This is a genomic window from Protofrankia sp. BMG5.30 (genome assembly GCF_001983005.1).
Classification (GTDB): domain Bacteria; phylum Actinomycetota; class Actinomycetes; order Frankiales; family Frankiaceae; genus Protofrankia; species Protofrankia coriariae.
In genome coordinates this window covers 13,383-40,171 of sequence record NZ_MOME01000032.1, presented here as the reverse complement: position 1 = coordinate 40,171, position 26,789 = coordinate 13,383, and the positions used below count along the sequence as shown (strand labels likewise).

Annotated in this window: 22 protein-coding genes and 1 pseudogene; 7 read left to right on the top strand and 16 right to left on the bottom strand. The window is 67.6% G+C overall.

Annotated elements, in window-relative coordinates; translation table 11 throughout:
• Window positions 1-33 precede the first annotated feature (33 nt).
• From BL254_RS17040 to BL254_RS17030, 3 genes are read right to left on the bottom strand one after another with little or no spacing between them, the layout of a single operon-like run.
• Window positions 34-894 (bottom strand): FAD:protein FMN transferase, encoded by an 861-nt coding sequence (locus BL254_RS17040; RefSeq protein WP_175648404.1) that lies wholly within the window; start codon window positions 892-894, stop codon window positions 34-36.
• 31 nt (window positions 895-925) lie between these two features.
• On the bottom strand, window positions 926-1,546 hold the full coding sequence (locus BL254_RS17035) for an FMN-binding protein (RefSeq protein WP_076844033.1): 621 nt from the start codon (window positions 1,544-1,546) through the stop codon (window positions 926-928).
• Window positions 1,543-2,901, bottom strand: coding sequence for a ferric reductase-like transmembrane domain-containing protein (locus BL254_RS17030; RefSeq protein ID WP_047223126.1), 1,359 nt, complete (start codon window positions 2,899-2,901; stop codon window positions 1,543-1,545). The genes BL254_RS17035 and BL254_RS17030 overlap by 4 nt, the downstream gene beginning before the upstream one ends.
• A 410-nt stretch (window positions 2,902-3,311) precedes the next feature.
• Between BL254_RS17030 and BL254_RS17025 the strand changes: the two genes are divergently transcribed.
• Both BL254_RS17025 and BL254_RS17020 read left to right on the top strand, forming a co-directional pair.
• A complete protein-coding gene (locus tag BL254_RS17025) occupies window positions 3,312-3,587 on the top strand; it encodes a hypothetical protein (protein WP_076844031.1) in 276 nt (91 codons plus the stop codon).
• A gap of 18 nt (window positions 3,588-3,605) precedes the next feature.
• A complete protein-coding gene (locus BL254_RS17020; protein ID WP_047223088.1) occupies window positions 3,606-3,866 on the top strand; it encodes a hypothetical protein in 261 nt (86 codons plus the stop codon).
• Window positions 3,867-4,075: 209 nt separating this feature from the next.
• Here the strand turns inward: BL254_RS17020 and BL254_RS17015 are convergent, their stop codons facing one another.
• Window positions 4,076-4,921, bottom strand: a complete 846-nt coding sequence (locus BL254_RS17015; protein WP_076844029.1) for a putative protein N(5)-glutamine methyltransferase — start codon at window positions 4,919-4,921, stop codon at window positions 4,076-4,078.
• A gap of 649 nt (window positions 4,922-5,570) precedes the next feature.
• Here BL254_RS17015 and BL254_RS28545 point away from each other — a divergent pair.
• A pseudogene (locus BL254_RS28545) lies at window positions 5,571-5,642 on the top strand (hypothetical protein); the annotation flags it as partial.
• 714 nt (window positions 5,643-6,356) lie between these two features.
• Window positions 6,357-6,515 (top strand): hypothetical protein, encoded by a 159-nt coding sequence (locus tag BL254_RS27225; protein ID WP_013875315.1) that lies wholly within the window; start codon window positions 6,357-6,359, stop codon window positions 6,513-6,515.
• Between the two features lie 382 nt (window positions 6,516-6,897).
• Here BL254_RS27225 and BL254_RS17005 read toward each other — a convergent pair whose 3' ends face one another.
• The 4 genes from BL254_RS17005 to BL254_RS16990 form a co-directional block, all read right to left on the bottom strand.
• Entirely contained in the window at window positions 6,898-7,821 is a 924-nt protein-coding gene (locus tag BL254_RS17005) for a hypothetical protein (protein ID WP_047223090.1), read from the bottom strand.
• A gap of 114 nt (window positions 7,822-7,935) precedes the next feature.
• Window positions 7,936-9,105 (bottom strand): MGDG synthase family glycosyltransferase, encoded by a 1,170-nt coding sequence (locus BL254_RS17000; protein WP_047223091.1) that lies wholly within the window; start codon window positions 9,103-9,105, stop codon window positions 7,936-7,938.
• Window positions 9,106-9,108: 3 nt separating this feature from the next.
• The gene (locus BL254_RS16995) at window positions 9,109-10,104 is read right to left on the bottom strand and encodes an NAD(P)-dependent oxidoreductase (RefSeq protein ID WP_076844075.1); all 996 of its coding nucleotides are present in this window, start codon (window positions 10,102-10,104) and stop codon (window positions 9,109-9,111) included.
• A gap of 84 nt (window positions 10,105-10,188) precedes the next feature.
• Window positions 10,189-11,319 (bottom strand): DegT/DnrJ/EryC1/StrS aminotransferase family protein, encoded by a 1,131-nt coding sequence (locus tag BL254_RS16990; protein WP_047223128.1) that lies wholly within the window; start codon window positions 11,317-11,319, stop codon window positions 10,189-10,191.
• A gap of 1,110 nt (window positions 11,320-12,429) precedes the next feature.
• Here BL254_RS16990 and BL254_RS16985 point away from each other — a divergent pair.
• Together BL254_RS16985 and BL254_RS16980 are read left to right on the top strand one after the other, a co-directional pair.
• Window positions 12,430-12,849: a hypothetical protein gene (locus tag BL254_RS16985; protein WP_047223092.1), complete on the top strand. Its 420-nt coding sequence runs from the start codon at window positions 12,430-12,432 to the stop codon at window positions 12,847-12,849.
• Between the two features lie 534 nt (window positions 12,850-13,383).
• Window positions 13,384-14,286 carry an alpha/beta fold hydrolase gene (locus BL254_RS16980; RefSeq protein ID WP_047223093.1) on the top strand — a complete coding sequence of 301 codons (903 nt, stop codon included), beginning with the start codon at window positions 13,384-13,386 and terminating at the stop codon, window positions 14,284-14,286.
• Between the two features lie 81 nt (window positions 14,287-14,367).
• On the opposite strand, the gene BL254_RS16975 is transcribed toward BL254_RS16980, so the two are convergent.
• The 7 genes from BL254_RS16975 to BL254_RS16945 all read right to left on the bottom strand — a co-directional run bounded on the left by BL254_RS16975 (window position 14,368) and on the right by BL254_RS16945 (window position 23,187).
• Window positions 14,368-16,248: an MFS transporter gene (locus BL254_RS16975; protein WP_076844027.1), complete on the bottom strand. Its 1,881-nt coding sequence runs from the start codon at window positions 16,246-16,248 to the stop codon at window positions 14,368-14,370.
• Between the two features lie 177 nt (window positions 16,249-16,425).
• The gene (locus tag BL254_RS16970) at window positions 16,426-16,650 is read right to left on the bottom strand and encodes an FmdB family zinc ribbon protein (protein WP_076844025.1); all 225 of its coding nucleotides are present in this window, start codon (window positions 16,648-16,650) and stop codon (window positions 16,426-16,428) included.
• Window positions 16,651-16,902: 252 nt separating this feature from the next.
• Window positions 16,903-18,237: an ATP-dependent 6-phosphofructokinase gene (locus BL254_RS16965; RefSeq protein WP_076844023.1), complete on the bottom strand. Its 1,335-nt coding sequence runs from the start codon at window positions 18,235-18,237 to the stop codon at window positions 16,903-16,905.
• Window positions 18,238-18,811: 574 nt separating this feature from the next.
• A complete protein-coding gene (locus BL254_RS16960; RefSeq protein WP_371390804.1) occupies window positions 18,812-19,915 on the bottom strand; it encodes a PP2C family protein-serine/threonine phosphatase in 1,104 nt (367 codons plus the stop codon).
• A 585-nt stretch (window positions 19,916-20,500) separates the two neighbouring features.
• Window positions 20,501-21,775, bottom strand: coding sequence for a GNAT family N-acetyltransferase (locus BL254_RS16955; RefSeq protein WP_076844021.1), 1,275 nt, complete (start codon window positions 21,773-21,775; stop codon window positions 20,501-20,503).
• 747 nt (window positions 21,776-22,522) lie between these two features.
• Window positions 22,523-22,885 carry a hypothetical protein gene (locus BL254_RS16950; RefSeq protein ID WP_047223097.1) on the bottom strand — a complete coding sequence of 121 codons (363 nt, stop codon included), beginning with the start codon at window positions 22,883-22,885 and terminating at the stop codon, window positions 22,523-22,525.
• Window positions 22,882-23,187 (bottom strand): WhiB family transcriptional regulator, encoded by a 306-nt coding sequence (locus BL254_RS16945; RefSeq protein ID WP_047223131.1) that lies wholly within the window; start codon window positions 23,185-23,187, stop codon window positions 22,882-22,884. Before BL254_RS16945 ends, BL254_RS16950 begins: the two co-directional genes overlap by 4 nt.
• A 543-nt stretch (window positions 23,188-23,730) precedes the next feature.
• Here BL254_RS16945 and BL254_RS16940 point away from each other — a divergent pair.
• Window positions 23,731-25,149 (top strand): hypothetical protein, encoded by a 1,419-nt coding sequence (locus BL254_RS16940; RefSeq protein ID WP_076844019.1) that lies wholly within the window; start codon window positions 23,731-23,733, stop codon window positions 25,147-25,149.
• An 882-nt stretch (window positions 25,150-26,031) separates the two neighbouring features.
• Here BL254_RS16940 and BL254_RS16935 read toward each other — a convergent pair.
• Entirely contained in the window at window positions 26,032-26,694 is a 663-nt protein-coding gene (locus BL254_RS16935; protein WP_047223099.1) for a PIG-L deacetylase family protein, read from the bottom strand.
• Window positions 26,695-26,789: the final 95 nt, after the last annotated feature.

Genomic DNA, 26,789 nt, shown 5'->3' with positions numbered 1-26,789 from the left:
GCCCAGTCTCACCCGTCTCCCGCGTCGGGCCAGTCATCCGGGCCCGGCAGCGGTGGGAGTGGACCGGGTGAGTGCGGAGGAAAGCCGCTCTGATGGGTGCATATCCGGCGGTATGATGCCGTTGGACGGCGCGGACGCGGTGGCGRCCACCTGACCGGGGAAGCCGGCCGAACGGGCCAGCCGACCGGTGGYGTCGACCGTCAGCCAGGCCCATCCCTGCCGGGCGAGATCGGCGAGCAGGGCCGGCGCGGCGTGGCCGGCGGCCAGGGYGGCCGTGGCGTAGGCGTCCGCCAGGGTCAGGTCCGCCCCGACGATGGTGACCGAGGCCAGCGCACTCGCCGGGGTCCCGGTGCGCGGGTCGACGACGTGTCCGCCCCGCTCCGAGACACCGGACGTGGCGACGGCGAGATCCGTACCTTCGACCACCGCGACGAGCCGGGCCCGCTCGAAGGGGTCGGCGATCCCGACCCGCCAGGGCCGGCCCGTCCCCGAGGCTCCCCGGACCAGCAGGTCTCCGGCCGCGTTGACGCAGTGGTCCGGGGCGCCGGCGTCGGTCAGCGCCCGGGATGCCGCATCGGCCGCCCAGCCCTTGACCAGACCGGTCGGATCCAGGGTGCCGTCCACCCGCCAGGCCGGGTCGAAGCTTCCGCCGGTCCGCTCCCGGCAGGCGTCGGCTGTCCGGTACACCTCGCGGACGTGGTCCGGGCAGTCGTCGAGGCCGATCTCGCCGCGCCGCAGCCGGGAGACCCAGGAGCCCGGCAGGAAGGTGCTGAAGTCCTCGTCCGCCCGGTGCAGCACCGCGACCGCCGCCGCGATCGCCGTGTCCAGTTCCGACGGGCCCAGTTCCGCGGCGTCGGGCAGGCGGCGGATGTCGATGCTGACGACCGTGCCCATCACCGGTTCGGCGTGGACCCGGCCCGGCCGGCTAGGCACCGGCCCTGTCCAGGGCGGACTGGACGGACTGCGCGTAACCGTAGCTGGTGTAGGAGGCCCCGGAGACGGTGTCGATCCGGGCGCTCTGGGCGTCGAGCACCTCCTGGCGCAGGATCGGCACCGCCCAGTTGTTGATCTCAATATCACGCCGCTCCCGGTCCGGTAGCCGCAGGGCCACCACATCAGTGATCGTCTTTCCGCTCAGGACGACCTGGACCTGCACGGAGCCGTAGCGGGTGCTCACGGCGTCGCCCGTCACCGTCTGGGCGGTGGCCGTACCCGATGGGCCCGAACCCGACGGCGAACCGGCGGAGCCTGGTCCGGATGAGCTCGAACCGGAGGAGTTCGAACCGGACGAACCGGYGTCGCCGGACGCCGAAGTCGAGTTGCCGTCACCCGAAGCCGACGTCGGAGCCGTAGCCGGAGCCGGAGCCGGGTCGCCCGTCGTGGCGGGCTGCTGGCTCGCCCCGGCTGTGGCCGGCGTGACGGCGAGCGCCACGGGCCGCTCACCGGGCCCGGTCGCGGTCTTCGCGCCGACCGCCAGGGCGACGGTCGCCATCAGCGCGGCGAAGCCGAGCCGCGCCCGGTAGGGCTTTCCGGCATTCTCGTTCATCTCAGCGTGAACTCCTCGGTGTGGATCTGCTTGTCGGACAGCCCGAGGCCGCGCAGCGCCTGGACGACCGCGCGTGTCATCCCGGGGGGGCCGCAGACGAAGACATCCCGTTCGGCGACGTCCGGCACGGCCGCGACGAGGAAACGCGCCGCCAGCGGGTCGTATCCGAGGTCGTGCCGGGAACCGACCACGCGGTGGACGATCAGCCGTCCGTTGCCGGCCAGCCTCTCGAACTCCAGCCACAGGATGAGATCGTCCGCCCGGCTGACCCGGTGCACCACGACGACGTCGTCGCCGCGGGCGAGCAGGTCCTCCGCGAGCGCCCGGACCGGTCCGATCCCGCTGCCCCCGCCGACGAGCAGCGTCCTGCCCCGGGTGGCGTGCTCGGCGGTGAAGTGCCCGAACGGGCCTTCGGCCACGACCGGGGTGCCCGGCCGCAGGTGGGCGATCGCGCGAGAGTGGTCGCCCGTGGCCCTGACCGTGATGCGCAGCCGGTCCGGCCGCGGCGGGGCGGACAGCGAATAGGGGTGCGCGCTGACGAGATGCCCGCGGACGGCGAACCGCCAGAGCAGGAACTGCCCCGCCACCGCGCCGAGACGATGCAGGTCACGGCCACGGATCCAGACCGAGACGACCCCGGGTGCCTCGTGGACCACCCGCTCCACCGTCATCCGGTGCCGGGCGACGGCCACCGCCGGCAGGACCAGCCGCCAGACGACCAGGCAGGCGGCGACCGCCAGGTACATCCCCTGCCACAGCAGCCGGTTGACCGGATGGCCGACGAAGTCCACGCCGGTCGCCGTCTGGTGGGAGTACACCAGGAGCACGGCAAGGTAGACGGTGAGGTGCAGCAGATACCAGGCCTCGTAGGAGACGCGCCGCCGGACCGCGCGGGCGCTGACCACCCCGACGGCCACGAACAGCAGGGTGCCGACGGTCGCCTTCCACATCTCCGGGTAGGTCGTGACCACTGTGACGAGCTCGGACAGTGGCTGATGATGCGTGGTCAGGCCGTAGCCCCACACCGTGAGCAGGATGTGGACAACGATGAGCAGCACGACGTTCGTGCCCAGCCCGCGGTGCCAGGCCGCCAGCCGGTCGAACCCGACCGCCCGTTCGAGGACGGGGATCCGCGCCATGAACAGGAGTTGCACGAGCACCAGGTAGGCCGCCAGCAGGCCGCTGACCCGGCCGGCCGCGGTCATGGCGGGCCCGGCACCGTGGACGCTGGACGCGGAGGTGTCGAACCACCACAGGGCCACGACCACGACTCCCCATGCCGCCAGGGCGAGCCGTACGGCGAGCCCCGGCGACCAGCGCGGCGGCACGGGCCGGCCGCGGGCCGCGCCCGACACGACCCGGCCTCCCGGCAGGCGCGGGGGACCTGGTTCCCGCGTGGGCGTCGCCGCGCCCACGCGGCTCGATCCGCGCGTCCGTGTCCCGCCGGCCGGATACCGCGTGAAGCTCATGGACACGGACGATGACCGCGGAAGCTGGGAACATGYTGTGAAGAGCCTCAGAACTTGCCGGGACTTCCACAGGCCTTCCCATCTTGATCACAAAACTTGATCGCAGGACTTCTGACCGGCCGCAGGCGTCCTGACGAGATGTTGACGGCTTCCGACGCAGGCGGCGAGGGACCGGACCGCCGGGTCGGTTAGTGGACCGTGTCGGATTGGAGATAGCACAGCGGCGACGCAAAAATCACCCTTGGTAGCCAAGCCCGAGGTCGTCGTCTTGGGCCACGCACAGGGGGAGGCCGGTCATGGCGCGTTCTGGTTGGGACCAAAGCCAGTGGATCGACTACGACGCATACGTCCTGAACGTCTTTGCGGGAGGCAGCACGGCCTGGATCGAGTACCGCTACACGATTGGCTATGTCGGATGGCGGCGGATCTACACCGAGYCGGACCCGACCGAATCAGAAGTCCTGACAATCGCCACCGCCGCCAAGGCTTCCGGCCGACCGGTACGTGTCCGGGTGACCAACAGCAGTGGCCCCGGCGGCACAGCCGAAATCGTCGCCATTCAGACACTGTGACAAAGGAGCCGTGACGCTGTGGCCAGGCTTTCACCCGGGCAGGAAACGGAAACGACACCGCTCGGCGCCGACCTCCGACCCTTCACCGACGGTGACTACATAGCCGTGCCCGACCGGATCCGTCCTGACGATCTCGCGGAGCCCGGACCGACAGGCGCGGACGTGCGGACCGTCGACGGCGTCGACCGAGCGGCGCTCGCCCTGCGGGACGCGGCCGGCGACGAGCCGCACCCGCTGGGCGCGGTTCTGCGTCCCGCTCCGACGGAACAGCAGAACTGATCTTCACCTGCCCGTTCTCGCCTTTTCTTTTCTCCTCTTCTTCTTTCTTTCTTTTCTCTCCTCCTCTTTCTGTTTTCCTCTTTCTGGCCAGGTGAAGGCCCGGAGCCCCACGTCCGCGCACCCCCGGCCCTGAGCTCTCATCTCCCGCAGGACCACGGCCTGCCGGCCGGACGGAGGGCGGCCGGCAGGCCGTGGTAGGGGATCCCTCCCTACCGGGTGGGCTTCGTTCCGATGACGACGGTGGCGTTCAGCTCATCGGACGTGACCACCTGTGGGAGCAGCCCGTTGCGGGCGACGGTTTCGACGGTCCGTGCCGCCTGCCGCCCGCTGGTCTCGACCAGCAGGCGGCCGCCCGGCGCCAACCACTGTGGCGCCTCGGCGGTCACCCGCCGTAGGACGTCAAGCCCGTCCGCACCGCCGTCGAGTGCCATCCGCGGCTCGTGGACACGGGCTTCGGGAGGCAGCAGCCCGATCTCCTCGGTGGGCACGTAGGGCGCGTTGGCGGCCAGGATGTCGACGCGTCCCCGCAGCGCGACGGGCAGCGGCTCGTAAAGATCGCCCTCGTACACCTGGCCTCCGGCGCCGGCAAGGTTGCGGCGGGCGCACCGCACCGCGGCCGGGTCGAGGTCGGCCGCGTACAACTCGACCGCGTCCAGGGCCGTAAGCAGCGCGACGCCCACCGCGCCCGAGCCGCAGCACAGGTCGACGACGACCGCCGCCGGCCGGTTTGGCGGCTGGCCGACGCGGCCGGCGGCCAGCCGCCGGACGAGAGCGACAGCCTGCTGGACGAGGAACTCGGTGCGGCGTCGGGGCACGAAGACACCGGGGTCCACGGCTATCCGCAGGCCGCAGAACCACGCCCAGCCAAGGATGTGCTCAAGGGGCAGGCCGGCGGCCCGCCGATCCRCCATGGCGGCAAGCTCGTCCTCGGTCCGCGCCGCGCGAAAGAGCAGCCGCGCCTCATCCTCGGCGAAGACACAGCCGACGGCCCGCAGCCTGGCAACGACGGCGGGCAGAGACGACGGTGCTGGAGAAGGTGCTGGAGAAAACGACACGGGAACCTTTCGGGATGCCGAAGGGCGCCCTCCTGGCCACCTAGCGARCCGAAAGCGGCACGATCATGTTTCTTTCGTGCTGCCGGGAGGCCTGAGCCCCCAGCGCACCGTGCGGTCGGATCACACGGCCGTAAGGTGGGAGCGCCCAGCCTGACACAGTGGAACCTGATGCCATCGGACCTGACGTCATGGGACCTGACACCGCGGGACCTGACACCGTGGGAATGGGACTCACCTCCTCGACGCGTCCTGCGTTGCTGAGAACAGCAACACTACCTGAGCGGACCCGCGACGCCGGACAGGGATCCGACAGACAAAAAAACAAATCTGCCGTATACGGTTCCGCGCCGCTCGGGCCCTCTCCGGCGAATACGGATTAGTCCCCTGGCACGGCCGGCGCGGATCTCCGATCAGGGACACGCCGGGCAGGCACGCCCTCGTCCGTCTCCGGTTCACGGCGAGCGGACGTTACGGGCCCCGCCAGGAGGAACCCGGATGAAACACAGGACGCCGGTCCCGCGCCGCCGCGCATTTACCGGCACCCAGCCGGAACACCGTTCAAACGATCAGGACACAATTAACATGCCAGAAACGAACACGGTGAGATCTCCTCACATCCTCAAGATTCTGTAACTATTCATACCGGCAGAATCGGTTGACCGGCGACAGCCCGCCCCGACTGTGGGTCATTCTCGACGAGGCGGTGCTCCATCGAAGCTGAAAGAACTGGACGCTGAAGGATCCGGACAATCGACGGCGGCACGGCGGACAGCATGATCGCGTCGTCGTCGGACCTCGCTTCCCGGGCCCCGGGAACCGGGCCACCCGGGATCGAGGCCCGGATCCCGGGGCCGCTGCCGGGTCCCAGGCGCAAGAGCATGATCATATAAAGGTGTGACCGCCGTAATCTCCGGCCGCCCAGGGCACGACGCCCAGGCGGCCTTCGTGTTCGCGGCAACGCCGGCCGGCAGCGGCCGACCGGCGAGCCACCGCGATGGTCGCTGTCAGGATAAGATCGATGACCTGACAGAAAGGGTCTTGCGATCGGGCCCACAACAGCGCACTCTTGTAGCTGTCCGGTCGGGTTGTGGTTCTTCCAGCGTTGGTCTTGACGACGGACGCGGGCAGACGTCATCCCGACCCTGCTGGCGGGTATCCACACCCGCTGTTGCCGTGGAGGAGCGTAGGTGCCATGAACGCCATCGACTGGGCGGAAGCCCCAGGGTCGGGGCGTCTCAGGCTTCCCTTCCGCCCGGCCTGCAGATCCGATTGGTTGCCACGATCACGCGTCKGCGGGACGTAGGTAAGCGATCACACGGCGCTCCGAACGACGATCGTCATGGAGCGCGAACCCTTCCCTGGATCCATTGCACCTCTGACGCTGTCAGACGGTCTTTTTGTCGCTGTTGTTTCCGCGCAACGGGAGGTGATCAGCGTGGCCACTGTCACGACTAACCTGCTCAGCACCCCGCTGGAGGATCCGCGTGCCGAGCGGGTGCGCCGCACCGCCCTCGCCGCATACGTTGACGGAAAGATCAGCTTTGCCCAGGCGAACTCCCGTGTCCGTAGGGCAATGGAAAGGTTCCACGTCTGATCTGACCGTCGTACACGCGACCGCCAGCCGGTCAGGTCCCGGTCAGCAGGTTCAGCCGAGCCGATCCGTCGGCAGGTCGGACAAGAACGAACCCATCAGGGCCGTCTCGTTCTTCTCCCGTATCGCCTGTCGCCGCGCATCCCAGCGATGCGGGATCCGCTCGGCTGGTCCGGGCGTGCCCCGCCTCCGGACAGCCGGTCCGGCAGAACGGCAGAGCGAATCACCTGGATCACCGCGTTCGCCGACGACAGATCGTTTCCGCGCGGAGCTGTCCTTACGAGAAGTACGCTTTCATGAAAAATCCGGTTTCGTGAAGAACGTGGGCAGCGGCTGTCCCGCGGACGGCATCGGCGATCCGCTGTACCAGRTGGGGTCTTCCAGGTCATCGCTGTGATCGTTCGGACAGCGACTCGGGCCGGGATTCCGGCTCGGGYGCACTGGTCGCCACCCGGTCCCTGCCAAGACCGAAAATCCCGACCGCGACCAGCAGCAGGGAGGCGACGAAGGCCACCATCCGCGGTCCTTCGGGCGCCGACTCGCCGAACAGGGTCAGGCCGAGCATCACCGGCAGGAAGGCCGAGACCCCGCTGGTCACCGGAAACGCGATCACCGCAGCCTGCCCCTGCAGCCCCCGCTGTTCCAGGCCCAGGGCAAGCACGGAGAAAAGGATCAGAACGTACGGGGTCGGGGTGGCCAGCAGACGGGCCAGCTCATGATCGTCCAGGTAGAGGCCGATCTGACGGGTCGCCAACGTCGCGATCGCGTAACAGGCCCCCGCGGACAGCCCGAACAGCAGCGCTGCCTGGGCGATCCGCTCCCCTCTGCCCGCCCGGTTCGCCAGCCACGCGCCCACAGCCGTGAACGTCAGCCCGCAGGCCAGGAACAGCCCCATGTCATGGTTGCTCGCCCGGTCGCCGACCTCGGCGCCGCGGCTGAAGGCAAAGGTGAGCAGGGCGATTCCGGCGACCATGGATGCCATCCCGCGCCAGCCGGCCCGGCTGATCCGCTCCCCGAGGAACCGTCGGGCCAGCAACGCGAAGACCACCATGTCGCCCGCCATCAGCGGCGCGACAAGGGCCACCGGGGCCACCGACAGGGCCAGCACCTCCAACAGGAACGATCCGGCCTCGACCGCGAGCCCGAGCAGCCACAACGGGCGCACCGTAAGACGGAGCAACAGCCCGAGCCCGAGCCCACCACCAGGTGGTGCCTGCCGCGCCGCGACAGCCTGGATCATGGGAGCCATCCCGTAGAAGGCCGCTGACACGACCGCGATCGGTGCGCCGACGGCGAGCGCGTTGTTCACGCGCCGCCCGGAATCCGGCCGGGGTGTGTACGTGTGCCACCGCTGCGTCCCACGTCCCCTACCATCCCATCTCCGCTGCCGCACCACGCCCGCGCGGGCTGTCTCTTACCAGTCCTACCAGCCATTACCCAGCTCGACCTGGCTGAGTGCGGCGCCGAACGCCTGCTCCCAGGCGTCCGGCGTACCGACCACGCGGACCGAGGGCGGCTTGGTGCGATCCAGCGCGGCAAGCACTGACCGGCGCAGGGACGCGGTGTCCGCGGAGGTCACGTCCGCCCGGCCCCGGTCGAGTTCGAGCTGGAGGTTGTCCCGGCCGTGACCGGGCACGACGTCGAGCAGCAGGAGATCTCGTCCGATCACGCGGGCCTCGCTGCAGGTGTCCCCCGACGAAGTGACCACAAGATCACTTGCTGTCATCAGTTCGGGAATACGGTCAGTGAAACCGAACGGGATGACCTGCTGACGGGTGCGTGCCAGCCCCCGCAGCCGGGCCTCGAGCGAGGCGTTGCGCCCGGCCACCGCGATCACCCACACGCCGGACTCGGCCAACGCCCGGGCACCGGCGACCAACGGGCCGAGGCCCCAGGAGCCTGACATCAGCAGTACGCAGCGCGCGTCAGCGGGGATGCCGAGGGCGGCCCGGGCCGCGGCCTGCGTCGGCGGGTCGTAGAAGGGTTGACGCACCGGCGTCGGGACGACGGCGATCCGCGCCTGGGGATGGAACCGGCGGACGAATCGCGCCGCCGTGGCCGAGGTGACCAGGTACAGATCGGTGTTGTCATGCACCCAGAGCCGGTGGACGCAGACATCCGTACAGAACACCGCTGTGATCATGCCGGGATGCTCGGCCTTGATCCGACTCGCCGCCGCGGCCCCGGTCGCGAAGATCGACAGAAGCAGTTCGACCGGCTGCTCGCGCAACGTCGACGCCAGCCTGGGGACAAGGAACCGGGACGCGGTCGCCTCGATCACCCGCGCCAACGGGCCGCCCGGCCGCATCTGCGAAAAGTGCACCGCGTCGTAGAGGCCCGGTACGGCCAGCATTCCTCGGAACACGGCCTCCCCCATGGCACCGGCACGGCCACCCATCATGCGCAGGGAGTCCAGCGTGCGGGTGGAGAACCCACGCAGGGTCAGCGAGTGTGCGCAGGCCTGTGCCATGACATCGTGGCCCATCCCGAGCGAGCCCGACAGCAGCAGCGCCCGCTTCCCAGCGTGCTGGGGCTGCCGGGCCGGGACCGCCACCGGGCCACCCGTGGGACCGTCGGCCATCTCGTCGGCCATGACTTACTCGGACGACGCCGGGACGCCGACCCCGTCGGCCGCCTGGCGGGGTGGTATCGGGGCCAGCTGGTCACGGGTGGGCCGCCGATCGGCCAGGTACCACTCGACATACTGCCGGACCCCGTCGGCGAACCGGGTGGTGGGACGCCAGCCCAGCAGCGCTTCGGCCGCCGCGTTCGACACCGGCCGCCCCCGGAAGTCGCCCGGGCGCGCCGGAACATGCTCGATCCGGACGCCGGGGACATGGTCGCGGACCGCCTGTGCCATCGCCAGCACGCTGACCCGTTCATCGCCTTCGAGCGCGATCGTCGCATTACGCGCGGAGTCGGCCAGGGCGAGTACGTGCGCGTCGGCCAGATCACGGACGAACACATAGTTGCGGAACTGCTGGCCATCGCCGGCGATCGTGAGCGGTTCCCCGTCGAGTGMCTTCCGGAGAAACCGGGCCAGGACCAGTTCGTCCCGCATGCCGGGACCGTAGGGAATGCCGTAGCGCAGAATCGTGAAATCCACACCATAGGTCTGCTGGTAGCTGTGGAGCAGCAGCTCCGCCGCAATTTTGGTGGAGGTGTAGACATGACCGGCACGAACCAGCGCGAACTCGACGTCCTCGGTCAGCGGGTGCGGGTCGTCCGGATCGCCGCCGGCCGCGCCGTAGACCCAGACGGTGCTGGCGAACAGCACCCGGCGCACACCGGCAACACGCGCCGCTTCACAGACGTTCGCCGTGCCCTCGACGTTGAGCCGCACGGTCCGGATCGGGTCGGCGAAGGMATGGTCGACATTGGACATGCCAGCGAGGTGGAAAACCACCTCACAGCCGGCGAACGCGCTGGTGACAGCGGGCAGGTCCAGAACGTCGAGCACCCTGTGATCAGCGCGTGGATCTGCCCTGTGTGTCTGTAGGTCGAGTGCAATCACGTCATGGCCGGCATCGGCGAGCCGGTCCGCTACGTGGGCTCCGATGAACCCGGAGCCTCCGGTGACGGCTATACGCATGGTCATCAGTCCAGAATTGTCGGTTGCGGGCCKGGTCGCCCGATGAAATTGCCCCGAGAACTGTTACGAGCGATGATCACATGATCAGGGCTGTACCGCCAGGGTCTCGAGAGCGGACGCGAGCGACGCAAGCACGTGATCCGCCTCGGCCTCGGTCATGTCCGAGTGGACCGGAAGACACACGTGACGGGCACACAGATCCTCGGCGACCGGCAGGTTGCCGCCGGCATACGACGCGAAGGCCGGCTGCTGGTGCAGCGGCGCCTCATACACCTCACCCGACAGCGACACGCCGTGGCGCTCCTTGAGCTCCTTTTTCAGCCGGGCCCGATCAGTGCCCGGACGCGGCAGAGCCAGATATTTGTAGAAGTTGCTGTACCCGCCGGCCGGCACCCGGACCGGCTCGATCCCGTCGATACGGTCGAGTCCCGCGTCGTACCGGGCGGCGACCCGGCGGCGGACCTCGAGGAATTCGGACAACCGGCGCAGGTGTACCAGCCCGGTCACGGCATGCAGCTCACTCAGCCGCCAGGCGTAGCCCTGTTTGATGTGAACGTTGCCGAGAAAACCGGCTTTCCCCTGGTCCCGGAATATCACCGCCTCGTCCCGCACGCGTTCGTCGGCGGTGAGTATCATCCCGCCCTCGCCGCTGGTTATGACCTTGGTCGGGTAGAACGAGAACGCCGCGGCCGTGCCGAAGGACCCCGCGGGGCGACCGTCATGGCTCACTCCGTGGGCGTGCGCCGCGTCCTCGACCAGAAAAATGCCCCGTTCGTCACACAGTGCCCGAATAGCGTCGACATCCGAAGTGATCAGACCGCCTATGTGCACCAGAATGACCGCCCGGGTACTCGGTGTAAGCACGTCGGCCACGGTGGCCGCGCTGAGCGCGAACGTGCCGGGGTCCACGTCCGCGAAAACCAGGTTCGCGCCGGCCCGCAGGGCGGCGAAACCGGTGGCCGCAAAGGTGTTCGTGGGTATAATGACGTCCGAACCCGCCACGTCCAGCGCCCGGAGAATAATCTCAAGCGCCGCTGTGCCGCTACTGACCGCAATGCCAAAAGGGGCGTCGTGGGCCGCGGCAAACGCGGCCTCGAACTCCCTCGTATACGCGCCGAGCGTCAGCGCCCCACTGGCCAGGATCCCCGACACCGACGACGCAATCTCCGCGCGATCGGCTTCCGGGAAGACGATCCGCGCTGATGGAACCTGCATCTGCACCCCTTCAGAGTCCCGCGTCCTGTCAAGTCACCACCTGCCGGTCCGGGCACGGTGGACAGCGACGCTACCGGTTCGCCCACCGGGTGGCCGTCAGGATCATCCCGCTCTCGGACATCCTCCCCTGATCCTTTTCACGGCCACCCACCGGAGAGCCGCCCGCCCGGCCCAGGAATGACCGCCGAGCACCCGGTTTACGTTTTGGCGTATCCATTAAATAGTAGATCTCATTGCCGTCCAATACCCATCCGACAGATACTCGTCCGACCACAGTGGGACAAGTCACCTGGACGATCCGACAAACCGGCCACAACGGCCGCGAGCCAGAATCACAACAACGCAACCATGGTCTTGCGATCAGTCGGCGGGTGCATTTTACGGCTCGCCGACGACCGGAGACTACCTCGTGTCACCGCGCCATAAACAGGTAGCAATATCGATCTTCGGGGAAAGTACCCGACCGCCAGGTGTGTCCACAGGGCGGGCAAGGCCGGCAAGGCCGGTGAGGTCGACGCAGGGCCTGGTCGTCCAGGGGCATCGCCGCTGTGGACGAGCGGCGCCCGGCACACCCGCCGCATGGTCGCCGACCAGGTCTGACCAGGCACGGTGACAGGTCACGGACAGCATGAAAGGCCCCGGCAGAGGGTAGACATGATCTGACGTACGGGGGGAACGCAGATCATGTACCACTCTGCCGGGACGCACAACAAGACTATCGGGAAGGCGCCCATAAGGGGAGCCGGAACGGCCAGGACTTTGGTCCCGTCTCGAGTCCCCTCCCAGTACCGTGACAGCGCCGCGAACCGTCCGTTACGGATATGAGTCCGATCGGGATATCAATGGACACAGTGGACATAAAGGGGCGCTCGGAGACAGCGCCGAACCTGACCCGCCAGCGGATCTCCCACGGACCGAAAACAACACGATCATTTTTCCCGGGCGCTCGACAGCCCGGCGACAGGCACGGAAGATCCAGAAGATCACGAAGATCTTTGAAGCCCGACAGATCCGAGAGGACTGAATGGCCAGAAAGGCCCGGAAGCTGGAACCGCCGGCCCGGGATGCCGCGGATCCCCGGCTTGCGAAGCGGTCCGAAGGAGCCACAAGGTGACACGGAACAAGATCGTCAGAAGCCTCGCCGGTGTCGTGGAACTCGTTGACAAGGTGGAGCCCTGCATCGAACTTCGGGACACGATGACCGGCGGCGAGGCAGCTCGGGAAATGCGCGACGCAAATGTCCAGTATGCCCGTCTCGTGCATCTGGAGAAAGATCTTGCTCGATCGTCGATCGTCACTGTCGGGGATCTCGACAGGCTTTCCGATCCCGCCCGCCCACTGCTGGAAATGATCGACACCTTCCAGCCTGAGATCTTCCTCGACTGGCGCGACTTTCTCACCGATGCGGTCAACAGGTCACTGCGTGGCATAACGGCCGAGACGACCATCACGGTCGAGGACGACGGCCAGCCGCTCGGCCTCCTTTCGGCCGGGACCGTCCAGGCATTCGTCGCGGCCAGCCGGGAGTGAGCAGCGGCAGCCTCGGTCGGGCGTCACCGGTTCGCATCGGCCCGACGACTGGGAGCCGGCAGCCGGCGATGTCCTATCGGCGCCGCGCTCCGCAGCGTACCGGTTGGCGTTGGTATTGACGTTGGTGGTAAGGCGAACCCGCCACCACACACTGCCCCGCCATGTGGGCCGACYCGTGTCGACGGGCCACACAATATGGGACCATATCGCTCGACAGTGCTCCCATATCGCATGGGAGCACCATGCAGCACCCAACACAGGAAGGCTGCTATTCAGCCATGAGAGCATCCCCGGTGTGCCGTACGGATATCGACGAACACAAACCGGGAGAACTCGGCCGGATCCCGGATCGGCGCCGGCTTTCGGTCAGCTCCGCCCCAGCCGCCCCGCCAGTCACACCAGGTGAGCACATCCAACGATTCCTGCCATCGGGACCGTCCTGGTCCGTCCGATGACAGGATTCCGGTCAGACTGGATTACGACACCGTCCAGCACCGCATAACCGGAACGGCAGACCGACATGGCAGACAGAGCATGAACATCGAAACTCCCGGCTGGTTCCGGACCGCACTCGAGCGGCGGCCCGAACAGTATGTAACGGAGGTCGAGGGATGCCGGATCAGTTACCGATGCTGGGGGGAACCGGACCGGCCGGGAATCATCCTCGTACACGGGGGCTCCGCGCACGCCGGCTGGTGGGATCACATAGCGCCATTGATTGACAACGAATACCGGGTCGTCGCCATCGACATGTCCGGCCATGGCGACAGTGGGCGCCGCGATGACTACAGTCTCCAGAACTGGGCTGCCGAGATAGTCGGGGTCGCCGAACACGCCCACCTGGCCGGCAACCCGATCGTGATCGGCCACAGCATGGGCGGCTGGGCGTCGATCATGGCCGCTGCCAGCTACCCGGAACGGATCAGCGGGATCGTTATCCTCGATGCCCCCGTCGCCGACGTCACCCCTGAGGAAAGAGCCGCCCGCGAGCGTACGGCGTTCGGACCGCTGCGGGTCTACCCGACCGTGACCGAGGCGCTGGCCCGCTTCCGGGCCGTGCCCGATCAGCCCAACATGCTGCCCTACGTCGTCAACCACGTGGCGCGGTCGTCCATGGGCGCTGTCGAGGGAGGCTGGACCTGGAAGTTCGATCCGGGGATCTTCCGCGGCCGCCGGCCCTCCCCGCAGATCCTCAAGGAGGTGCGTTGTCGGGTTGCGCTGTTCCGGGCCGAACACGGTCTGATCACCCCGGACATCGGCACCGAGATGTACGAACTGCTCGGCCGGGTCGCGCCGGTCATCGAGATCCCGCTCGCCGGACACCATCTCATGCTCGACCAGCCGCTGCTGCTGGTCACCGGTATCCGGACGCTGCTCGCGGACTGGCAGCACTCGGTCCCGCAGACCCGCCCGAAGGTCGGGACGAACATCGGGTAGCCGCCCGGCGGAAACGCTGGAGCGGGCTCTGGGCCGTTCCAGCTGGAATCTGGTCGATCGCGCGGCCTGGGCCCCGGGCCGTCACCCCGTATATCCGGACGACTCCGCTTCTCCGAGACGATGGCCGGAAATCAGGCCCGCTCCCGGTTCCCCGCCCCGCCGCCGCCGCACGCTCACCGGCTCGACGCCCACCGGTTCGGCGTTCACCGGCGCGGTGCCCGATGCTGGTGCCGTCGGCTGGCCGGATCCAGCGACGAAGGACGCGATCGCGGCGATCACCAGCGTTGTGATCGAGAACACGAACACGGCGGCAAGGCCGTCCGCGAACGGCCCGGAAATCAGATTCGGGAAAAAGGCGTGTCCGGTCACGTGGGCACCACCGTCCGGCAGCGCCGCCAGTGTCTGCGGTGTGAGCAGCTGTTCCATCGGGTTGTAGCCGAGAAATGCCGAGAACAGGACGCCGATCGGTGGGAGGTCGGCCACCGTCCGCGCGGTGGCGTCCGGTACGCCCTGCGCCAGCAGGCCGTTGAACATGGTCGCCGGCAGGGTACGGGAGAGCCCGGCGACGATGAGGGTGAAGACCAGACCGATGGACAGCACGATGGCGGAGTTCTGGAAGGTCGCCGTCATACCGGCGCCGACCCCTCGCTTGTTCGYCGGCAGCCCGTTCATGACGTCGGCACGGTTCGGCGAGGAGAACAGGCCGGTACCGATGCCGTTGATGAACAGAATCAGCGCGAACGGCAGGTAGGAGAAGTTCACCGGTATGACCATGAACAGCACGAAACTGGCGATGACGATGACAAGGCCACCGACCGTGAAGATACGGGCGCCGAACCGGTCGGAGAGCGCCCCCGCCACCGGCGCGGCCAGCAGGAACCCGATCGTCAACGGGATCATGTAGATACCCGCCCACAGCGGCGTCTCGGTAAAGCTGTAGCCGTGCTGCGGCAGCCAGATCCCCTGGAGCCAGATGATGAGCACGAACTGCAGCCCACCGCGTCCAAGCGATGCCAGCAGGGAGGCGATGTTGCCGGCGGTGAACGAGCGGATGCGGAACAGTCGCACGTCGAACAGGGGTTCTCTGATCTTCGACTCGATGATCGCGAAGGCGACCAGGATCGCCAGGCCACCGATCATCGCRCTGAGCACCCAGGGGTTGGTCCAGCCCATCGTGTGCCCGCTGTAGGGCTGGATGCCGTAGGTGATCCCGACCAGCAGTATGATCAGCCCGCTGGCGAACGTCGCGTTTCCCCACCAGTCCATCGAGGTGCGTTGCCGCACCMCGTTGTCCCGGAGTTTGGCGTAGGCCCAGAAGGTCCCGAACACGCCGAACGGCACCGACACCAGGAAGACGTAGTGCCAGTTGACGGGGGCGAGCACACCGCCGAGCAGGAGCCCGATGAACGTGCCGGCGATACCGGACACCACGTTGATGCCCAGCGCCAGCCCACGCTGTTGGACGGGGAAGGCGTCGGTGAGGATCGCGGTGGAGTTGGCGAAGATGAACGCCCCGCCCACACCCTGCACGATCCGCCAGCCGATGAGCCACAGGGCCGCCGCACTGCCATCCATCCAGGTGAGGGCCAGCAGAACGGAGGAAACGGAGAAAATCGCGAAACCCATGTTGTACATGCGGACGCGTCCGTACATGTCCCCAAGACGCCCGAAGGTCACGACCAGGACGGCTGTGACGATCAGGAAGCCCAACATCATCCACAGCAGATAGCTGGTGTTACCCGGCTCCAGCGGGTTGATGTTGATTCCGCGGAAGATGTCCGGCAGAGCGATCAGGACGATCGAGGAGTTGATCGTGGCCATGAGGATGYCCAACGTGGTGTTGGACAGCGCAATCCACTTGTAGTGCCGGCCCGGTGCGGCGGATTCGTCAACCACAGCGGACGGTCGCGCCGCGTCGCGATCGTCCGCCGCGTCCGGCTCTGCATGATCCGCGTCCCGCACCTGGCGCCCCTCCTCGAACGTCGACGATGCTTCGCATCGAAAACTTGCTTAGTAAGACTAAACAAGTTCCGCTCATCAAGGAAGACGGAAAAATCCGATCAAGAGGCAGACGTCGGAGTTACGGCAATAATTTCACATCACATACACAACGGAATCTCTCCTGGTACCATCCGATGGTCAACCGCAGCAGGCGCCGCCACAGCAGGCGCCGCCGCCTGACGGAACGGGCACAGGCGAGRCCGACGCCGACCCCCCACGGCTGACGGCGACGGCGGTGAACACCCGGGTGGTGTCGATATGACCGTCCGGGCACGGATTGTTGACGGCGGCCGGTTCGCTGATGCCGCGTCGCACCTCGAAACTGGTGTCGCACGCACGGCAACGGTACTGGTACGCAGGCACGGACCGATTTTACGCCGGTCGACCCTCGCGATGACGGATCACCGTCATCGCGATCACGGCGCACCCGCACGCCTCCCTGGCCGCCTGTCCGGGCCGCGGGCAGCGCGACGGTGCTCCTCGCGGATCCTCGCGCTGCCGGAGGCCCGGTTTCCTGGCCGTCCGGGCGACCGGGTACCTGGAGCTCTCGCCCGGCGTCATCTTCTCGGACCGTTCCCGCCCGGAGTCATCTTCGGACGGGCCGGTCGCCGTGGATCAGCGGAACTGAACCGGCTGGCCGGTCGCCTCCAGAACCGACAGCCAGAGGTCACCGGCCGGATCGACCTGGCTGYGGTGGCTGATGGCCATCGTGATCGGGACGTGCACGAACCGGCGGCGCCACCGTCCGACGATCACTTCGGTGCGGCCGGACATCGCCGCGTGCACCGCGGCGTGCGAAAGCCGGATGYAGTACACGCTGTCATAGGGGTTGGCCGGCACGCTGCGGATCACATAGCTCGGGTCGATGTACTTGAGGTTGACCTCCATGTTCACGGCGGTGAAGTGGTCCGTGATCCGCTGGGTGAGGAGCTTGCCCACGTCCCGCAGCTTCACGTTGCCCGAGGCGTCGCTGCCCTGGGGCGTGCCGGCATCCTCCCGGGCGAGGAGGTCCTGGCCGGCGCCTTCCGCCACGACGACGACCGCGTGCCCCCGTTCCTCGACGCGCCTGTGCAGGAAGCGCAGGAGACCGCCCCCGCCATCGAAGGTGAAGGGCACCTCGGGGACGAGCACGACGTCCGCGTCGCTGTTCGCCAGGGACGCGTAACATGCCAGAAAACCCGAGTGTCGGCCCATGAGTTTGACGACCCCGATACCGTTGGGCGACGACATCGCCTCGACGTGCGCCGCCCGGATCGATTCGGACGCCTTCGAGAAGGCGGTCTGGAAGCCAAAACTCTGGTCGATGTACGGCACGTCGTTGTCAATCGTCTTCGGCACGCCGACAACGGCAATCTTGTCTCCGCGTTCACGGGCGACCCGGCCGATTTCAAGCGCGCCGCGCAGCGAGCCGTCGCCGCCGACCACGAACAGGATGGTGATGCTCATCCGCTCCAGGCAGTCGACGATCTCCTCCGGGTCCTGCTGGCCTCGGGACGTGCCGAGGATCGTTCCTCCGTTCTCGTTGATGGTGCTGACGAGCTCGGGGGTCAGGTCCAGCACGCTGTGGGCGTACCGGGCGATGAACCCCTGGTAACCGTTGCGGAAACCGAAGATCCGGGTGACGCCGTAGTGGGACGTCAGCTCCAGTACCAGGCCTCGGATGACGTCGTTGAGGCCGGGGCAGAGGCCCCCGCAGGTCACGATTCCGACCCGGGTCTTCGACGGGTCGAAAAAAATCTTCCGTCGCGGCCCTGCCGGCTCGAAGCCGGGCAGACTGTCCAGCGAAACGTTGCGCTGAGTAACCATCGACAGCGTGTCGTCGAGCAGTACGCGATCGTCCTCGTCGACGTAGTGCTGGGTCGTCCGCTTGTCGTCGATCAGCGGTGCCAGCGGCGACGCGATCCGACAGGGCCCCAGCACTCTGACCGAAGCATCCGGGACATCGTCCATCAGTAACACACCCTCGGCGACCGGTAACACGTCCCCGGCAGCCCCGGGACCAAGCCCCCGCGTACCGGCTGGTTTGCCGGCGGCCGACCGGCCGACAAAGCAGCCGGTACGCCAGCCGAATTTCCGACACAAAGCAGATATTCTCGAGTGAGACGCACCACGATTGTCAAATCTCCTTTCTCGCCCACTCACCTCGAAGCGTACCGGCCGAACTCCCGATGCCGATACGGGAGACCACAAACCACGTAACAACGGACGGCGGATGAAACCCGCTCTTTACCGGACGGATACACGTGGGAACGGTACCCGGGCCAACTGCCGACGGCTGCCGCCGGGCTGCCGGCAACCGTCGGCAGCCCGGCGGCAGGTCGCGGTCAGCGCCCGCCCACAGCCAGGCCGCCTCGGCGACGGTGCCCACACGGGACAGGAGTGAGATGACTAACGACGCACGAAACAGGAAGTGACAAAAAAGACAAAAGGCGTGCCAGCGGATGACCTGGACCGCCGGGTTCCGCAGCCGCCGTCACCGCGGGGCACGCCCGCCCGTACCCGCTCACCTACGTCAGTTACCCGCTTACACCAGTCCGGCGGTCCGGTCGTGCGGGGTCCCGACACGTTCGACCGGCCGGGCGGTCAGCGCGGGCAGACGCTCGGCGATGAGCAGGGCGAGGTCGTCGTGCAGGTTGCCACCGACGTGACCGTGCACGTGGGAGACGAGCCCGTCCAGCGCGGCGTCGAGAGTGACGGCTGTGAGCGCGGCAAGGTGGTCGTCCAGGCGGAAGAAGGCCCGCTCGCTGTTACGCGCCTCGATCAGGCCGTCGGTGAACAGCAGCAACCGGTCACCGGGATCCCACCGGCCGGTGGTCGCCGTGAACTGCTCGGCGATACCGAGCGGGGGGCTGGGGTCGATGATCTGTATCGGGCTGGCGGAGTCCCCGGACAGGAGCACGGGCGGCGGGTGCCCAGCCGAGATCATTCGCAGCATCCCGTCCGGATGGACATCGACGATCAGGGCGGTGACGAAATCCTCGGGCCCCGCCTCCCGAGAGACCGCCCTGGCGCAGGCCTCGGCGACCCGTTCGATCTCGGGGTAGATGACGGCGGCCTCCCGGAAGGCGCCGAGGACGACCGTGGTCAGCCGGACCGCCGGCAGCCCCTTGCCCTTCACGTCCCCGATGATCATTCGGGTGCCGGTGGGTGTCGTCACCACCTCGTACAGGTCACCTCCGACCAGGGTCTCGGCCGCCGCGGAAAGGTAGCGAGCGGCGAACGCGATCCCGTCGACAGCCCTGGGGACGGCTGGCAGCAGCGCCCGCTGGGCCACGTCGGCCACGGCGAGGGCACGTCCCAGCTCCTTCTCCCTGCGCAGCCGCGTCACCGCGACGTAGCCGGCGACGCCGGCCTGGATGGCGACCAGGACACAGGCTGCGACGTACTGCCCGCTACCGAAGTCCTCCCAGGCTCCTGACACCACGCTCGCGGCCACCGCTACCAGCCCCACGATCACGGTGACGACCGGCGCTCCGGTGGCCGAGGCGAGCAGCGGCACCAGCCCGTAGAAGCCGGTCAGGTTGCTCCACGGGACGACGATGTCGGCGACGACCAGCACGACCAGCAGGCCCAACAGGCCCAGCGGGYCGCTGTCGGTCGTCGCGACCGCGTTTCCGTCTGTCCGCACTGTCCGCACTGTCCCCATCATGACCACAACCAACGAACAAGGAAACGCCGATCACCACGATACGACCACGAGCGGGCCGCGCCACGCGGCAGGGATGCGGGCAGGATCGCACCCCGTCACCCGCCGCCGGACGAGCGACGACACCACCATGATCMGGCCACGTACGGGCGATCATCGACGCTCGCGCTACAGTTTGCAGTCGTCAACAAGACATGCCCAACACAACACTGCTGGATCGCAGTAGACACGGGAACATCAACTGTGCACCATCGGTGGCAATGCAGACGAATGATGTGAACCCGACAGACGGCCGATACCCGCCCGCCACCGGCAACGGGCCCGGACTGGCGCCGGCCGCCACCCCGCGGATCGTCGCAGTTTCCCGATCCGCATAGGGCCGACGGCCGGACGACCAGCRGGGTGAACGCACCTACGTCTGTCGCCGGAGACGGCCTCAAAGAAAGATCGACAGTAGTCGACCACCGAGCACGCGATCATGATTTCTCTCGCGCGCTCAGCAGCTCTGGAAGCTCAGACAGAACGTCCGTGGGGAGGGGGGAACACGGTGTGGAGGCAGACGCTGCTTCAGCTACGAGTAAAGATCTTCGCGTCGGCGCGGAAGCGCTCGAGCTCCTCCGCGCTGATGGTGGGCCGTGACGAGCGGGCCGCGGCGAGCAGGTCGTCGGTGGTCACCGGCAGCCGCTCCCCCTTGTCGACCGCGCGGAGGAAGGCCGCCGCCACCGCCCGCTGGACCATGGCGGCGAGGTCGGCCGGCGTGAACAGCTCCGTCGCCGCGACCACCGGTTCGGTGTCGACCTGCTTGTTGTCGATCCGTTCGAGGAAGCGGTCTAGCAGCAGGCGGCGCCCGGGCGCGTCCGGCGGTCCGACCGGGAGAATGAGATCGAAACGACCCGGGCGGACGAAGGCCGGATCGAGCGCCGCGATCGAGTTCGTTGCGCAGATCAGCAGACGCCCCGGGGTGCTGCGGAACTGGGGGATCGCCTTCAGCAGCTCGTTGACCACGGACTGGCTCTCCGGCCCRACGGCGTCCCTGGCCTGGGCGATCTCGTCGACCTCGTCGATGAAGACCACCACCCGCTCGACCTGCATGAGCTCGGTGATGGCCGTGCGCAGTTCGGCGGCGAGGTTGCCGTCGCCCGCCGCGACCAGTCGGGACGGCAGCAGCTCCACGAACGGCCACTCCAGACGGGCCGCCACCGCCCGGGCGAACGACGTCTTACCGGTGCCCGGTGGCCCGAACAGGAGCATGGCCGTCGGGGTGACGAGCCCGTACGTCTCGGCCAGTTCGTTTTCCTTGATGGGCAGCAACAGGCGTTGTTCCACCAGCCTCTTGCCGTCGGCCATACCGGCCAGCCCGTGCCATTCGGCCGCGGTGAGCAGGGTGCCGCCCCAGCGTTCCACGGTCGTGACGTCCACCGGCCGCAGCGGTTCGTACTTCTCGTAGAGCGTGAGCCCGGTCCTGGCGAATCCCCGGTTGCGGAAGGCAAGTTCACCGAACTGTCCCGGCGCGAGCAGCGTCGTGATGCGACGGTGTCCGGCATGCAGCAACTGGTTCTCCAGCGCCTGTAGGAGGGCGGATCCGATTCCCCGGTAGCGCCAGGYCGGCGAAATTGCCAGCGCAATCACCTGGGCGTGTCCGCGCTCGTATTTCGCGACCGCGACGCCCACGAACTGGTCAGGTGTGACGGCGACAACCGCGGGGGTGCCCTCCCGCAGCGCGAGAACCGTGTCGGTCAGGTCAAAGGATGGTCCTTCCGCGTCAGCTCTGACCTCCTCAAGCAAATGGACCGTCGCAGTGTGATCGTTGGTGTCGTAGGACCGCACGTGCCAGTTCGTCACAGCCGGCTCCCTTCACTCGYGTCACTCGTGCGCAAGTAGGTTAGATTACCTGTCGCGTCGTTTACACTCGGGCGGCCACTCGTGGCGGCGGCAAGAATCCCGCAACGCAGGATGAGGAGCGCCCACGGGCAGGAGTGTCATTTCGTGACATCCTGCCCGCGGGCGCTCCGAAGGAATCGGATCACCACCCCGCCATGTTCTCCTCCGGGGTCACGGGCGGAGCGAGAAAACAGTGGTATCCGATCTGGTGAGCTGGTCGACTTCACCGGCCGGCGCGGGCCATCCATCCGCGGAGGGGAGCGCCAGATGACCCGCGCCGGGGTCTCACCCAGGGGCCACGACTACTGTCGACGGCCGTCCRGGGAGCTTTTTCACCACGTGGTTACCGGCCATGCGGGCCGGACCCGGTGCGGCCGGGAACAACCGGCGTCCGGCGAGCGCCCGCCGTTCGCCACCGGTTCGCGACCGAGGTGGCCGACGTGTGGCGCGGGGATCCACGTGGTGTTGTGTCGTAACGATTCCCGGTCGGATTCGCACTGGCCCCGGAAGGGGAACCGTAACCGGCCCGAACGAGCAGTGAATATTTCGTCGTGGTAACGGTTTCCGCATTTCCGGTAAATCCGCCGACGTTCCCACGGCGTGGGCGTCCCGACACGTCGGGACCGCGGCGGACCGTTCCTCGCGGGCTGCGGCCCGCTGCTCGAGGACGGTCGACGATCATTGTCGCCGCCCCTGCGAGTCGGATCATCAGGCCGCGCCCTGCCGGGGCCGTGGGATCGCGCACTCCCGCGCCGACGGGACGGCGGACAGCAGTTCCCGGCCGACCCGAGCCAGCTCATCCGACAGTTCGGTCAGACCCAGCCGCCGGCCGACGGCAGCCCGCACGGCCCTCAGATGCGTGAGCAGGGCACGGGCCTGGTCGATCTCCTCGTCCGGCGCGCCATCGGCGATCAACCGGGCGAGCGACGTCATAACATCGCTTTCCGAGGTCACAGCCTCGGCATATTCACGTGCGGCTATCCATAGTCGGGCCGCGGTGTGCTGCCAGTCGGCCATCGCGGCGGCCATCGGTACCGGGGCTGTGATGCGCTGCAACGTTGGCGTGCTCACCGTGGCATCCGTGGTGCCGGCGGGTTGACCAGCTGGCGGCGCAGCGCACGGCGCTCGTCCTCGTCCAGGCCGCCCCACACCCCCGCCTCCTGCCCGGTGCCAAGCGCCCAGTTGAGGCATTCCCGGATCACCAGACAGCGGCGGCAGACGGCCTTGGCCTCCTCCAGCTGCCGCAGGGCCGGCCCGGTGGTACCGACGGGGAAGAACAGCTCCGGGTCCTCGTCCCGGCAGGCGCTGCGCTGGCGCCAGACTTCCAAATCCTCCGCGGACGGCGGCTCCTGTGTCCGGACCCGGCTCCACATGTATGCGGAGTTCGCGTCCTCGAACTGGCCGCGCAACTCGCCGTCGGCGTCCAGCACAAGAACTCTTCTACCCATACGACACCGTCCTGTGGTCGCGTCGACATGACGACTAAATCGAGCAGAAGCGTACGGCCGGCCCATGTTGCTGTCTACTCACAATGTTTCAGAACGCAGGATCCGGGAATAGCACCCACGGAGACCCGCGGAACCCGGAAATAAGGCCTGGAGAACAACAGTCGGTGTTCCCAGTTCGTTCGGGATGGTGGAATTCAGGGCCCGACGGTACAGCTACCGGCCAGTTCGCAGATCCGCACGATCACCGTCCGGATACTCCGCGTGCGCCCGAGTCCCGCCGCGGCGGGGTTCCGGCCGGGGCCGCATACGGGGCCGACGAATACCCACGGGGGCGGAATCCGGGAAAAATCAAGGTGCTCCTCCGCGGACCAACCAGGAACAACGACTCACCACAGGTGACCGCGGGTCCTTAGACTCCGGTGGGGGGGTTGGCTACGTTCCGAGTACATGCCTTGACATGACGGCCAAATGGGAGAAGGTCAGATGCCTCCTCGAAGGGTTACCATCGGTCCGTTGCAGCATGCACGCCAGATCCGCGGCCTGTCTCTGGCGCGGGCAGCGGAAGAGATCAAGAGTCTCGCCGAGGACATCGGTAGACCGTGGGATGCGTTGACCGCACAGCGCCTCTCGGAGTACGAGGGCGGCAAGCGCCCAAGCTGGGAACACTGTGATCTCCTTGCTCGCTATTACTGCACGAATGTCGTTGCCCTAGGCTGGGCGTGCGACTACACCGGGCCCGAAAGCGGGGCCCTGGCACTCCTGTCCAATTCAGTTGACGATGGGGAGGCTCGATGGGCAGACGCCGATCTCGACCTTCTGTGGAGACCTGACGGATTGAACGTCGGGTTCGAGGAGGTGACCGCCAACATGGAAAGGCGGAAGTTTCTAAGTGTGTCCGGCGTGGCACTGACATCGGTCGCGCACCACTGGCTCATGACCGATTCAGCCGGGCTCGCCGCGACACTCGAGGGAAAGCGTGTGAGCGACTCGCTCGTCGCCGGCTTCGAGCGGCGGGTCGAAACGCTTCGCCGAATGGATGACGTTCTCGGAGGAGATGACATATACGAGCTGTCCATGGCGGAGCTGCGGGTCGCCGTACGCGTCCTGCGGACCGCGCTGTACGGCCACGCCCACGAGGCACGGCTGTACGCCGTGGCCGCCGAGCTCGCCCGGCTGGCCGGCTGGGCGGCGTTCGACAGCGGCTACCACGGGGGTGCCCAGCGGCTGTGGATGGTGGCGCTACGGGCTGCTGGGGAGGCCGGGCAGCCGGCGCTGGGGGCCAACATCCTGCGCTGCATGGCCGAGCAGGCGTCCTGGTACGGCGACCCGAACGACGCCATCACCATGCTCCGCTCGRCTCAGGCCGGCGCCCGCACGGCGATGACCGCCACCGAGAAAGCAGCTATCTCCGGCGCACTCGCTCTCGCGTACGGTCGCGCGGGTGAAAGCGCCTCGGCCGCAAGAACTGCCGAGGACGCGGTTCACCTCATCAATCAGTCCCAGCCGGCGGAGGATCCGCCGCATATTTACTGGTGCGTGCCGCCCTGCATTTCACTGTTCGCCGGTGAGGCGTTGTTGTCCAGTGGCGACGGGGCCGCCGCGATTCCCTACCTGGATGCCGCGGCCGAGGGTCTGGCCGGTGATTTCCCACGCGCCCGCGTGGAAGCCATGACCAGGTTGGGCGTCGCGCACGTGCGGGCCGGAGATGCCGAAGCGGCGGTTCAACTCGGCCATCAGGCCGTCGAACAGGCAGCCCTTCTCGACTCCGGTATGGCTGGCAGAGATGTGGCGACGCTGTGCCGTGAGATCGAACTTACCGGATACCCCGGAGCCGCCGATCTCACGGACCACGCCCGCGTCGCGCTGACCGCCGTCGGCTCAGCCTGACGGTTCACAGGCAACACAGTCATGATCCTTCCACGCCAGAGGCTCCGATCGGATCGGTTCCATCGGTCGGACGGAGCCGGCAGGCTCAGACCGCCTGATTACTGACGGCGACATAATAGCTGGTCTCCGTAACAGGAACCGGCCCCCGCTCCGGCGCCGGACAAGGCGCCGAGGGCCTCGGAGGCAGTCGGGACGACATCATCGCCCCGACTGCCTCCTTCCCTTTTGCCCCGAACACCCGATTCAGCACAATTGAATGATCTTCAGAGTCATTGTCAATGGTGTGATACTCGTCATACGCAAGGATCAATCCGGGACAACCCAAGGCCAAATTTCCAAGATCCAATCTTCCGGGGAGCACTCAGGGATCACATATATGATCTCCGTCGACGGCTCCCATGAGCGACGATCCCGATCCTTACGGTAATGGCGATTACGGAGAGTTAAATATGCCCGAAGTGTCCCGCCAAATGCCCATCCGCGGGGTCCACCTCGACCACACCGCGAACGGGGCAGCCGGTAAGACAGCGGCGGAAGAGTCCGGATCTTCAGGGCCTTTCTGCCCCGCCACCGCGCCGGGAAACTGATAGCCAGGTCACGCCCGGGCGGGCCGCCCGGGTTTGTCCACGCGATCGGATGGCCGGCGCCCGGTGGGTATGCGGTGGGTATTCCATCCACACCGGTATTCACGCGCGCCCGCCACCGGCCCGACCGGACGGCCGGCCCCACGGGCCCGCCACGGAAAAACATGATCGATTCAGTCGCGTCCCCGGGTCGGGCCCGGTGGATACTGATCATCCGAATGTCGATCCACGCTCATGAAGATCAACCAAACGGAAGGCCCATCAAACAAGATCGATTTTTCTGGCCCTCGGCGAGCCGTCAGAGACAGGTCGCACCGGGCAACCGTCCCAGGACGGGCAGGGCCACAAAGCCCTCGGCGTAGGCGACTCCGATCCGGGCGCCCCACAGCCGGCCGAGATTCTCGGCCATGGGAGCGAACTCCTCACCGATCGGCTGGGTGCCACCGTGCGCGCGCAGCGCCTGGAGCTTGACGTCGAAGGTGGCCGTGACATCGACGATCGCGGTGGCCCGCACCGGGCCGTCCATGGTCAGGGAGTTGTAGCTGTCGCAGGTGTAGAGCCGGCGCGGACGGCCGGTGGCAAGCACCGCCCGCGGCAGCGCCTCGAGCACGGCCGCGGCGACCCGCCGGTGGCGCGGATGGACATCGGCTGGCGGATGGGTCACCACAATCTCGGGACAAAGATCGACCAACAGCTCCTGGATTTCGACGGCGAGCCGTTCCGGGTCGAGAACGTGCAGGCGCGCGCCGAGAACGCGCGCCCCCGCCGCGGCCTCGGCCATCCGGTCGGCGGTGTTGCGCGGGACGGCGATGGTGACCCCGGCGGCCCGAGCGTGCAGGGCGAGGGTGCCGCCGGCCCACAGCTCCGCGTCGTCGGGATGAGCCATCACCGCGAGCACGCTGCCCGGACGGGCTGTCCCGGCCGGCGTGGGCGTTCCAGCCGCCGGACCATGGTCATTCATACCGCTGCCCGTTCCCGTCCACCCACGTGCGAGATCCCTTCCGGATCCGGAGCCACCGGCCGAGGAGCGCAGCCGCCGGCCGCGACCGCGCCGGC